Below are 11,643 nucleotides of genomic sequence, written 5' to 3'. Positions count from 1 at the left end.
GGCTCGCGGCCGAGCGCGCCCGGCCGCAGCTGCGCAAGGAGGGGTACGAGATCGACCAGGGCCTCTTCCTGGGGCGTGTGCTCGGCTCCCCCACGGCCGGCCGGCACCTGCTGGACGCCATGCTCCGGCCCACCCCCCGGGCCCGGGAGCTGCTGCCCGAGTTCCGCCGCACCGGCGCGCTCGACCTCGGCTCGGTGCGGCTGCGCCGGGAGGACGGGGCGGCGCGGATCACCATGTGCCGCGACGACTGCCTCAACGCCGAGGACGAGCGCCAGGTCGACGACATGGAGACGGCCGTCGACCTGGCCCTGCTGGATCCCGGGGTCGAGGTCGGCGTGGTGCGGGGTGGGGTCATGACCCACCCTCGCCACGAGGGGCGGCGGGTGTTCAGCGCCGGCATCAACCTCAAGGCGCTGCACGCCGGGCAGATCACGCTGACCGGCTTCCTGCTCCGGCGGGAGCTGGGCTACCTGGCCAAGATCCGGGGCGGGCTGCGCGACGAGGACGGGCCGTGGCACGCGCCGACGGTGCAGAAGCCGTGGATCGCCGCGGTGGACACCTTCGCCATCGGCGGCGGGATGCAGCTGCTGCTGGTCTTCGACCACGTGATCGCCGCCGACGACGCGTACCTCAGCCTGCCGGCCGCCCAGGAGGGGATCGTGCCCGGGGTGGCCAACCTGCGGCTGACCCGGATCGCCGGCCCCCGGCTGGCCCGGCAGGTGATCCTGCTGGGCCGCCGGATCCGGGCCATCGAACCGGAGGCCCGCCTGCTGCTCGACGAGGTGGTGGAGCCGGCCGCGGTGGACGGGGCGGTCGAGGACGCGGTGGCCCGGCTGCGACAGCCGGCGGTGGCGCCGAACCGGCGGATGCTGAGCGTCGGCGAGGAGTCGCCGGAGGAGTTCCGCCGCTACCTGGCCGAGTTCGCGGTGCAGCAGGCGCTGCGGCTGTACAGCGACGACGTGATCGGCAAGGTGGGCCGGTTCGGCCGCCCGGGAGGACCGCCCCGGTGACCCCCCGCGTGCGGTACGACAAGGCCGACCACGTCGCCCGGGTGACGCTGGACCGGCCCGAGGTGCTGAACGCGATGGACCTGCGCATGCACGCGGAGCTGGCCGAGGTCTGGGACGACGTGGAGGCCGACGACGACGTCCGGGTGGTCGTGCTGACCGGCGCCGGGGACCGGGCCTTCTCGGTCGGGCAGGACCTGCGGGAGCGGGCCCGGCTGGACGCCGACGGCGTGCCCCCGAGCAGCTTCGGCTCGCGAGGGCAGCCCGGCTGGCCCCGGCTCACCGAGCGCTTCGACCTGTCCAAGCCGGTGCTGGCCCGGGTCGACGGGTACGCCCTCGGCGGCGGCTTCGAGCTGGCCCTGGCCTGCGACCTGATCGTCGCCTCCGACCGGGCCGTCTTCGCCCTGCCCGAACCGCGCCTCGGGCTGGTGCCCGGGGCGGGCGGGGCGTTCCGGCTCAGCCGGCAGGTGCCGTTGAAGGCGGCGATGGGCTACCTGCTCACCGGCCGCCGGATGGACGCCGACACCGCGTACGCCCTGGGGCTGGTCAACGAGGTGGTGCCGGCCGGTGAGCTGGACCGCTGCGTGGCCGGCTGGGTCGCCGACCTGCTGGCCTGCGCGCCGCTGGCGCTGCGGGCGATCAAGCAGGCGGTGCTGGGGTCGTTGGACCGGCCGCTGCCCGAGGCGTTCGCCGGCCGGTACGGCTGGGAGGAGCGCCGCCGGGCCAGCCGGGACGCTGTGGAGGGCCCGCGGGCCTTCGCCGAGAAACGCGCGCCGGTCTGGCTGGGCCGGTGACGGCCGTGCCAGGGACCGACCGGCGCACCACCACGACGGGAGTGAGATGACCACGTTGCCGAATCCGGGCCCCGGGCGTGTCCTGCGCCGGGACGAGCTGCACGACAGCCTCTCCGATCCGCTGCTGGACACGATGAACTTCCTCAACGAGGTCACCTCCCGCTACCCGCGGGCGATCTCGTTCGCGCCCGGCCGCCCGTTCGACGGCTTCTTCGACCTCGACCAGGTCTTCGACAGCATCCGCGCCTACCTGGACCACCTCGCCGCGCAGGGTCGCTCCCCCGCCGCGATCAAGGACGCGATGTTCCAGTACGGCCCGGCCGCCGGCCGGATCCGGGAGATCGTCGCCGACTGGCTGCGCCGCGACGAGGGCATCGACGTGCCGGCGGAGTCGATCGTGGTCACCGTCGGCTGCCAGGAGGCGATGGTGCTGGCGCTGCGGGCCCTCATCCGCGGCCCGGAGGACGCCCTGCTGGTCTCCAGCCCCTGCTACGTCGGCATCACCGGCGCGGCCCGGCTGCTCGACATCGCGACCACGGCGGTGCCGGAGCGGGAGGACGGCTTCCACCCGGACGACCTGGTGGCCGCGGTGCGCGCCGAGCGGGCGCGGGGCCGCCGCCCCCGGGCGTGCTACGTCATCCCCGACCACACCAACCCGTCCGGGCTGTCGATGTCGTTGGCGGCCCGGCACGAGCTGCTCCGGCTGGCCGAGGAGCACGACTTCCTGGTGCTGGAGGACAGCCCCTACCGGCTGGTGAGCCCCGGCCGCCAACTGCCCACGTTGAAGTCGCTGGACACCGCCCGGCGGGTGGTGCACCTCGGCTCGTTCTCCAAGACGCTCTTCCCCGGGGCGCGGGTGGGCTTCGCCGTGGCCGACCAGGAGGTCGCGGACGGCGAGGGCGGCACCGGACTGCTGGCCGACGAGCTCAGCAAGATCAAGAGCATGGTCACCGTGAACACCTCGCCGCTGAGCCAGGCCGCGGTGGCCGGCATGCTGCTCGCCGCGGGCGGGACGGCCGCCGATCTGAACGCGGAGACGTCCGCCTACTACGGCGAGGCGATGCGGCACACCCTGAAGCGGCTCGACGAACGGCTGCCGGCGCCGCGCCGGGCCGCGCTGGGCGTGCGGTGGAACCAGCCCGCCGGCGGGTTCTTCCTCGCCCTGACGGTGCCGTTCCGGGCCGACAACGCCGCGCTGGCCCGGTGCGCCCGGGACTTCGGCGTGATCTGGACGCCGATGTCGTACTTCTATCCGGAGGCCGGCGGCGAGCACGGGATCCGGCTGTCGATCAGCTACCTCACGCAGGAGGAGATCGACGAGGGCGTCACGCGGCTCGCCCGGTTCGTCGAGGCGGAGGCCGCCGCGTCCTGATCCGCTCGTCCGGGAGGTGGCGGCGCGAAACCCGCCGCCACCTCCTCCTTCTTCATGCGCGGGCGAGGGGCGACCACCACTGTGTGGCGCTCGCCACACCGCATCGCGACGCCGATATCCGACAGTCGCCGGGGTTGGGGAATGCGTCGGCTCACCCGCTCGACCGGCCGCAATGCCGTGCCGGAACCGCGCGATGACCTGCGAATTCAGTGGAAAGCGCGGAGGGCGGCGCAACCATGTGCAGTACTCGTTTACGCACGTATCCCGACGGCTCCTCCACCCACCAATCCTTTCCCACTGGTTAACCGAACCGTGATGTGTGCGGGATTCACGCGAACGCCGCCCCGGCGGGTTTCCGCACCGTGTGCGACATCCGTCAGGCCAATGCCCCGGCATGCCGGTGACCGCGTGCCTATTTTTCCGGACACATCCGGTCAGCACCGGCATCCGCTGCGAACCCGGCAACCAACTCATCTGCCCGCAGATTGCACCGGCCGCGCTCGACCTCGCGCCCGAAAAAACCGTCACGCCCGCATTCATCAGGAATGCCGGACACTACGCATCGCCATCGCACGGGAACCGTGCGCTTTGGGTATTGTGTCCCATTCGCGCGCTAATCGAACGTTCGAATCATGAATCGACGCCGCGGTCAAGTGCCACGCAGTAGCGTCACGTACGAATCCCGCGTGCAATACTTTGCAGCGGAGCCCGTGGTCGATAGAGTCAGTCATCGATACGTCGCGGCGTTACGCGGGCGGTCGGTCCCGTTCAACGCCAGGTCGACACATCACCGCGTTGAGGGGAATCAGAGCCAACGGGGGGTTGGTGTTGGAACATCAGATGGTCAACGATTTCGCCGATCGAATGAAGGCAGAGCAGAATTACAGCGAACTGATTGATAAATTGCCGATCGAACGGCTGCCGGTCGAATCTCTCCAGATGCTCGATTCACCCCGCCTGCACGGCGAGAACCCCGAGCACACGCGCATGCTGGCAAGCATCGACGCCCCGCTCCCGCCGATCATCGTGCACCGCGCCACCATGCGGGTCATCGACGGGGCGCACCGCCTCGGCGCCGCCCGGATCCGCGGTGACGAGGTCATCGAGGCGCGGATGTTCGACGGCAGCGAACGCGAGGCGTTCGTCCTCGGCGTCAAGGCGAACATCGCGCACGGCCTGCCGCTGTCGGTGGCCGAGCGCACCACCGCCGCCGAACGCATCATCACCAGCCACCCGTCCTGGTCGGACCGGACCATCGCGGCGTCCACCGGGCTGAGCGCCCGCACCATCGGCAACATCCGCCGGCGCCTGGAGTCCCAGGGCGGCGCGGGCGAACAGGTGACGGCCCGCATCGGCCGGGACGGGCGGGTCCGGCCACTGAACAACGTGGAGGGCCGGCTGAAGGCGGTCAGCTACATCAAGAGCCAGCCCGAAGCGTCGCTGCGGGAGATCGCCAAGAACGCCGGGGTGTCCCCGTCGACCGCACGGGACGTGCGCAACCGGCTGCAACGGGGCGAGGACCCGCTGCCGCCCGCCCGGTGCGCCACCAACCGGCGTCCCGGCGGTGCGCACCTCACGCTCGAACCGAAGGACCCCCCGCCCGCGCCCCGGCCGAACCTCGTCTCCATGCTCCAGGGGCTCAAGCAGGATCCGTCGCTGCGCTTCACCGATTCCGGGCGGGAACTGCTGCGCTGGATGTTCGCCCGCGCCATCCAGAACAACGAATGGGACGGGCTGGTCGACAAGGTACCGCCGCACTGCGCGTACGTCATCGCCAACGTCGCCCGGCAGTGCGCGCAGGAATGGCAGGAGTTCGCCGAGACGCTGGAACAGCAGGGCGCCGATCGCAGCGCCTGAGCCGGACACCACCCGGCTGTGCGACTGCGGACCGTCCGCAGTCGCACAGCTGGGCGCGTCCCCGTGACCCTCGCGAGCGGCGGAGTTCACGTCCGTGGACTCCTACGCCGGCCTGCTGTCCCGGGCCGCCGCCGACCCGGACGTGCTGGGGCTGATCCTGACCGGTTCGCACGCGCGGCATGGCCGGTCGGCGCTCGCCGGGAGCCCTAGGCGAACAGGCGGGCCAGTTCGGTGCGGGAGCGGACGCCGAGCCGGTGGAAGATGTTGCGCAGGTGGTGGTCGATGGTCCGGGTGGGGCGACGGTGTCGCTCTCCCCGCCGACGATGAGGGTCGGCACGGTCACCCCGGACCAGGTCTTGTCCAGGTTCCACGGGGCGAGCGGGACGGCGGCCTGCAGCGACGGCCGGGCGGCGGCGGCCTCCAGGGTGCCGCCCCCGCCCATCGAGTGCCCAGCCACGGCGAGCCGGCTGGCGTCGATCCGGCCGCGGACGGTGCTGCGCTGGACCAGGTAGTCCAGCGCGGCCAGGAGCTGGCGCCCGCGGCTGTCCGGCTGGTCGAGCAGGGTGTTGGTCTCGATGCCGATGACCACGAAGCCGTGCGAGGCGATCCGTGGCCCGAGCCAGCTGAGGCTCGACCAGGTGGCGGTGTAGCCGGGCGAGATGGCGATGGCGCCGAAGGTGCCCTCGCTGGTGCTGGTCGGGTAGTAGACGACTCCGCCGCCGAAGCCGGTGACGCTCAGCGCGGAGACGCTGTAGGACGTGGTGGCGAAGGGGCCGCGGCTGGCCTCCAGAATGGCGTTGGTGGGCGCGGGGCCGCGCTCGTAGGGGTTGTCGGCGGCCTGCGCGCCGGCCGGGACGGCCACGGCGCCGCCGACGGCCAGGACGGCCGCCACGGCGAGTCGGGCCAGGGTCTTGACGGGGGTACGGGGACGGGTGATGGTGGCTGATCGCACGTCGGTTGCTCCTTGTCGGGTCGGAGATCCATCGACACGCGTCAGTCTGGAGCCTCCGTCGGGCGGCCCGCATCGGCGAAATCACCGGCCGTCGGCGCGGTGACCTGACCGTGACGTGGACAGTGGACGATGGGCGGATGCAGCTCAGCCGACGGAACCTGCTCGGCGTGACCGCGGCGGGCGGCGTGACCGGCCTGGCCACCGGCTGCGAGCCGGAGCGGCGGGAGGCGGCCGGGCCGGCGAGCGCCGCACCGGCCCTGGACCCGGCGAGCTGGGACAGCGTGCGGGCCCAGTTCGCGCTCGACCGCAGCCGCGCGCACCTGGCCACCTTCGTCTTCGCGCCCCACCCCGCCCCGGTGCGCGCCGCCGTCGCCGCACATCGGGACGGGCTCGACCGGGACGCGATGGGCTACCTGGGCGCCAACGAGGAACGCCTCGACGCCGCGGTGCTCGGGGCGGCGGCCCGCCACCTCGACACCCGCCCCGACCAGATCGCGCTGACCGACTCCACCACCATGGGCCTCGGGCTGGTCTACACGGCGGTCCGGCTTCGGCCGGGCGACGAGGTGCTCACCACCGAGCACGACTTCTACGCCACCCACGAGTCGTTGCGGCTGCGCGCCGAACGGGACGGGGTGACGGTCCGCCGGGTGCGCCTCTACCGCGACCCGGCGGTGACCAGCGCCGACGAGATGGTCGGCAGCCTCGCGGCGGCGGTGTCCGCCCGCACCCGGGTGGTCGCGCTGACCTGGGTGCACTCCAGCACCGGCGTGAAGCTGCCGGTCCGGCGGCTCGCCGAGGCGGTCCGCGCGCGCAGCCCCGAGGCGCTGCTCTGCGTCGACGGGGTGCACGGCTTCGCCGCCGACGCGGCGACCCCGGAGCAGCTCGGCTGCGACGTGCTGGTCTCGGGCTGCCACAAGTGGCTGCTGGGGCCGCGGGGCACCGGGCTGGTCTGGGGCAGCCCCCGGGCGTGGAGCCGGATGACGCCGGTCATCCCCACCTTCGACCGGCGCAGCATCGGCCGCTGGCTGTTCGCCGGCACGGGCGGGCAGCCCACGCCGCCGGGCCCCGCGCACACGCCCGGCGGCTACCACAGCTTCGAGCACCGGTGGGCGCTCGCCGACGCGTTCGAGTTCCACCGGCAGATCGGTCCGGACCGGGTCGCCGCCCGGAACCGGGAGCTGGCCGACCGGCTCAAGGAGGGCCTGGCCGTCATCCGCGGCATCCGGCTGGTCACCCCGCGCTCGGCCGAACTCTCCGCCGGGGTGGTCTGCTGCCAGGTGCCCGACATCCCGGTGGGTGAGGCGGTGGGCCGGCTGTACGCCGCCGGCGTGATCGCCAGCAGCACCCCGTACAACCCGTCCTACCTGCGCCTCGGCGCGACCATCGCGAACAGCGAGGCGGACGTGGAGGCGGCCCTGAAGGCGGTACGCCGGCTGGTGTGAGCCCGATCCGCCACGAACCGCAGGTGTGCCGTCGCCCGTTCCGGGAATGGCACGCCGGCGGACCGGCGACGGGCGACGGAGGTCAGGTGGGCAAGGGGAGGCACGATCCGGAGGTGCCGCCGGCGGGAGCCGCCGGTCTCCGGCGTCAGGCGGAGGAGGGCGACCGCCGGGAGCCCGCCGGCGTGCGTCACATCGGCAGGACGATGTCCGACCCCGACGTGGTCCTCCAGATCCCCCACCTGCGGGTGGACGACATCTGCGTCGAGGCCGGCGACCTGGACGCCCACCTGTCCCTGCGTGCCCGGCTGGGCGGCCTGCTCCAGGTGGACGTGGGGGTGCAGGCCCGGCTGGGCACGGCCCGGGTCGACATCCGGGGCGTGACGACGGAGGCGATGCTGGAGGTCCGGCTCGACGAGCTGAACGGCATCCTCGACCGCGCCCTGAGTACCGTCGACGGCAACCCGCAGGTCATCGGGGCGCGGACCGCCGACACCACGGTCGACCAGGCGGGCCGGACCGCGCAGCGGGCGCCGGGTCCCCAGGGACCGCCGCCCCGAACGCCCCCGCCGGCCGACGCCGCGGGCGGGGCGGCCGGCTTGGGGCGTACGGCGTGGCGGCGGTTGCGGAAGATCGCCGGGGGCGGCCGGCCGCTGCGGCGGGTGGCGGCCCGGCGGCGCCCCGACTCGGAACCCGAGTCGGAACGCGAGGGGTGATCCGCCGGCCGGCCTACCCGTCCAGCTCCGTGCGCGGGAGCAGCTCCGGTGACCAGCGGACGTCGTAGCGCGGGTCGGCGACCGACTCGGCGAAGGCGGCCGACGCGGCGGGCGAGCTGGCGATCCGCCAGTCCAGTTCCTTGTCGACCTCGAACCAGATGAGCCCGATGACGTCCCGGTGTTTCGGCAGCGCCCGGAAGGTCTCCCGGATCCACTGGGCCTTGCGCCCGCCGGCGTCGGTGGCGGCGGTCTCGGTGACGACCAGCGGTCGCCGGCTGAAGGTGCGGATCTCCGCGATGGTGGGGCCGAAGATGGCGTCGAAGGACGAGTATTCCGACCACGTGCCGGTGCCGTAGTAGCCGGTGGTGCCCACCCAGTCGACGTAGTCGTCGCCCGGGTAGAGCTGGTCGAGGTTCGCGGTCGTCTTGCTCCACCGGGCGTTCGGGCTCCACACCCAGATGACGTTGGTGGCCCCCGCCCGCTCGAAGAGATCGTGCACGTGCCGCCACGCCGCGATGTACTCGCCGGGCCGGTTGCCGTTGGCCTTCTCGCACCACGGGTACCAGTCGCCGTTCATCTCGTGGGCGAACCGGATGGCGACCGGGTAGCCGAGCGACTTCACGCCCTCGGCCCAGGAGCGCAGGTAGCCGTCGAAGTCGCCGTCCACGATCCGCGACAGCCGGTAGCGCGGCTGGCTGGACCGCAGCTTGTCGATCTGGCGGACCGTCAGCTTCTTCTGCTTCCGGGCCGCCTGGTCCACGTGGTGGTCCCAGGGTTCCCAGCCCAGCATGGGCAGCATCCCGCGGGCCTTGATCCGGTCGAAGAGCACCCGGTCGAAGGGTGCGGACGCCCAGCCGGCGCTGAAGAGCATCACCTGCGGCTGGCGCTTCGCCGCCGCGGCGAAACGGTCCGCCGCGGCGAAGTCGTACGGCCCGTTGTCGGTCATCACGCCGAAGAACGCCTTGCCGTCCGGCGGGAAGAGGCCGGGCGCCGGTCCGGCCGTGGCCACCGCCTCGGCGTTGGCCGTCACCACCGCGTCGGGCGCGGCCCGGGCGACCCGGTCCGGCGGGGCGTCCGTCCGCCCAGGGCGCAGCGCGGCCGGCGCCACGGCGAAGGCGTACGCCAGCAGCAGCGCGCCGACCAGCACCAGCACCACCCGGGGTACGGTCAGTCTCACCACGACACACCTCCGTCGACGCCGACCCGCGCCACCGGGGCGGGTCGCTCCTCACTCCCGGCGCGAGCAACCGGCTCGGGCGGGTCCTCGGGCCGCTCGCGCCGTGCCCGCAGGTTCGACGCGAGCGCGATGAGCGGCGGGCCGAGTCCGGTCAGCACGGTCAGCACCGGCCACACCCGCAGCAGCGGGTAGTCGTTGTGCAGCGCGAAGCTCGCGCCGAGCAGGCCCGCGGCGACGGCCGCCCAGCAGAGGTGCAGCCGGAACGTGCCCAGCGACTCGATGGTGCGCAGCGTGCCCTTGGCGGTCACCACGAACCCGAGCTTGCGGCGCAACAGCGCGCCGACGCCGGCGGCCACGTAGATCGGCCCGGCGAAGAGGGCCAGCGCCATGCCGACCAGGCCGATCTCCTCCCGCTCGTGCGGGGCGATGTTGAACCGGCGGAGCCAGAGCCACAGCAGGAACCAGGTGCCGAGGGTCGAGCCCCAGAGCACCGACCACACGGTGACGTCGAGCTGGGCCGTGCTCACCCCGGTGAGCAGGTACATGGCCGTGGCGAGGTTGCCCAGCAGCAGGCTGACCGCCACGCTCGGGTAGTAGAACTGGAGCAGCCGGTACTGCCAGCGCCGCCGCGACCGCAGCTCGCGCGGTGCGCGCAGCTCGGGCCGGACGAGGATCTCGCAGATGCCGGCCGCCCAGCGCTTCTGCTGGTTGAAGTAGTCCGCCCAGGAGGTCGGGCCCTCGCCGATGGCCACCACGTCGGGGGTGTAGACGCCCTTCCACTGGTTGCCGGTGTCGGGGTTGACGGCGGCGTGGATCCGGATGCTGGTCAGGTGGTCCTCGATGATCGAGTCCTGGTAGCCGCCGATGGTCCGCCAGGCCGACGGCCGGTAGAGGTGGCCGGTGCCGGTGAGCAGTGGCGCGTCCAGCCCGTTGCCGCCGCGGGCGATGAGGCCGTTGTAGAGGTACTGCTGCACCGAGGCGCCGTGCGCGACGAAGTTCTGGTGCATGTTGCCGTACACCTGGGGGGTCACCACGAAGGCGACGTCCGGGTCGCGGAAGTAGCCCAGGGTCCGTTCGAGGAAGTTGGGCAGCGGCACGTGGTCCGGGTCGACGTTGGCCACCACGTCGTACCGGTCCTCGTGCTCGGCCCGCCAGGCGTTGTGGTTGCCGGACTTGGTCCGGGCCCGAAACTCGCCGCCGGGTTGGTTGTACTCCGGCCGGCCCTTCCGGCTGAAGTGGTGCACGCCGAGCCGCGCGGCCATCTCCCGCACCGCCGGGTCGTTCCCCTCGTCGAGGATCCAGACGTCCACCTGGCCGCAGTAGACGATCTGCCGCAGCCGGCGCAGGGTCCGCTCCGCCACGTCGAGCGGCTCCTTGCTCGGCACGATCGTGGTGAGCAGGGCGACCCGCAGGCCGACCGGCGGGTCGACGGGCACCGGGTCCCGGGCGTGGAAGGCGAACACCCACACCACGACGTTCTGCGCGAGGCGGATGAGTTCGACGCCGACGACCACGCAGAAGCCGAGCCGGGCGGCGAGGGTCGGCCAGCCGCCGGGACCGACCACGCCCGGCCCGGGCACGTGCTGGGGCAGCAGCAGCCAGCCGACGAACAGCAGCCCGGCCGCGCTGTTGAGCAGCACGAGCAGGGTCAGCACCAGGCGCGCCGCGGTCGAGCCGACCGGACGGAACTCGACCGCCGCGTCCGGGCGCCGCGGCGCGACCAGCGGGCCGGCGGTGGCGCCGCACCGGGCGTACGCGAGGCGGGCCCGGATGTTCAACTGCCGCCGGTCCGGTCCCTTGCGAGCGGGCGGTCCGGCCGGGGCGAGCGCCGGTGGGCGGTTGTCCGAGGTGCCCGGTGTGGTGGCCCGGGACGGGCGTGTATCGGCGGCGACGGCCACATTTCCCCCATGGTGCTCTCGCCACGAAACCCGACAGAGGCCGATCCTAAGCGGGCAGTAAGGTAGATAAGGTGCGAATCAGTCAGAGGGCGGTGCGCTCATCCACCAGGAGGGCCAGCGTGAACCCGGTCGGGTGCCAGACCTGCGCCACCTGGTACCCGGTCCGGAGCAGCCGCTCCGTCGCGCCGCCGACGGGCGGCACGGGATCCGTGCGGTCGCCGGGGCGGATCACCCACAGCCGCCGCACGCCCCACAGGCAGCCGGGACAGCCGTGCCCCGCCGCCGCGGCGAGCAGGTCCGTCGGCCGCCGGTCGGCGGGCAGGTAGCGGGCCACCAGGGTCCGCGCGTCCGCGTCGCCGTAGACCACGCCGTCGCCGGGCAGCCGCCGGGCGCCGACGATCTCGGCGACCTCGCGGGTGGCCTGCCCG

The 11,643-nt window shown here is 73.3% G+C and carries 9 protein-coding genes and 1 pseudogene; 6 read left to right on the top strand and 4 right to left on the bottom strand.

The annotated features are described in order from the left end of the window. The 4 genes from dpgC to B0E53_RS26755 all read left to right on the top strand — a co-directional run. Positions 1-1,010 (top strand): (3,5-dihydroxyphenyl)acetyl-CoA 1,2-dioxygenase DpgC (gene dpgC, locus B0E53_RS26770; RefSeq protein WP_107078563.1); only part of this gene is annotated, 1,010 nt, incomplete at its 5' end. Continuing rightward, positions 1,007-1,801, top strand: a complete 795-nt coding sequence (dpgD, locus tag B0E53_RS26765) for an enoyl-CoA-hydratase DpgD (protein ID WP_210406220.1) — start codon at positions 1,007-1,009, stop codon at positions 1,799-1,801. The genes dpgC and dpgD, both read left to right, overlap by 4 nt. A 46-nt stretch (positions 1,802-1,847) precedes the next feature. Then, positions 1,848-3,173, top strand: a complete 1,326-nt coding sequence (locus B0E53_RS26760; RefSeq protein WP_210406219.1) for a PLP-dependent aminotransferase family protein — start codon at positions 1,848-1,850, stop codon at positions 3,171-3,173. Positions 3,174-3,869: 696 nt separating this feature from the next. Beyond that, positions 3,870-5,030 carry a ParB/RepB/Spo0J family partition protein gene (locus B0E53_RS26755; RefSeq protein ID WP_210406218.1) on the top strand — a complete coding sequence of 387 codons (1,161 nt, stop codon included), beginning with the start codon at positions 3,870-3,872 and terminating at the stop codon, positions 5,028-5,030. Here the strand turns inward: B0E53_RS26755 and B0E53_RS39700 are convergent. After that, positions 4,942-5,982, bottom strand: coding sequence for a hypothetical protein (locus B0E53_RS39700; protein WP_246835610.1), 1,041 nt, complete (start codon positions 5,980-5,982; stop codon positions 4,942-4,944). The two genes, B0E53_RS26755 and B0E53_RS39700, sit on opposite strands and share 89 nt — an antisense overlap. Before the next feature lie 137 nt (positions 5,983-6,119). Here B0E53_RS39700 and B0E53_RS26745 point away from each other — a divergent pair, with 137 nt between their 5' ends. After that, positions 6,120-7,427: an aminotransferase class V-fold PLP-dependent enzyme gene (locus tag B0E53_RS26745; protein ID WP_246835609.1), complete on the top strand. Its 1,308-nt coding sequence runs from the start codon at positions 6,120-6,122 to the stop codon at positions 7,425-7,427. Positions 7,428-7,630: 203 nt separating this feature from the next. After that, the gene (locus B0E53_RS26740) at positions 7,631-8,140 is read left to right on the top strand and encodes a hypothetical protein (RefSeq protein ID WP_146167778.1); all 510 of its coding nucleotides are present in this window, start codon (positions 7,631-7,633) and stop codon (positions 8,138-8,140) included. Between the two features lie 13 nt (positions 8,141-8,153). Here the strand turns inward: B0E53_RS26740 and B0E53_RS26735 are convergent, their stop codons facing one another. From B0E53_RS26735 to B0E53_RS37910, 3 genes and pseudogenes are all read right to left on the bottom strand, one after another. Continuing rightward, on the bottom strand, positions 8,154-9,317 hold the full coding sequence (locus B0E53_RS26735; protein WP_246835608.1) for a glycosyl hydrolase: 1,164 nt from the start codon (positions 9,315-9,317) through the stop codon (positions 8,154-8,156). Next, positions 9,314-11,215 (bottom strand): glycosyltransferase family 2 protein, encoded by a 1,902-nt coding sequence (locus tag B0E53_RS26730; protein WP_107078558.1) that lies wholly within the window; start codon positions 11,213-11,215, stop codon positions 9,314-9,316. Before B0E53_RS26730 ends, B0E53_RS26735 begins: the two co-directional genes overlap by 4 nt. A gap of 82 nt (positions 11,216-11,297) precedes the next feature. Beyond that, a pseudogene (locus tag B0E53_RS37910) lies at positions 11,298-11,643 on the bottom strand (hypothetical protein); the annotation flags it as partial.

This window comes from Micromonospora sp. MH33, assembly GCF_003013775.1.
GTDB lineage: Bacteria > Actinomycetota > Actinomycetes > Mycobacteriales > Micromonosporaceae > Micromonospora > Micromonospora fulviviridis.
This window is presented reverse-complemented; position numbering and strand designations above follow the sequence as displayed.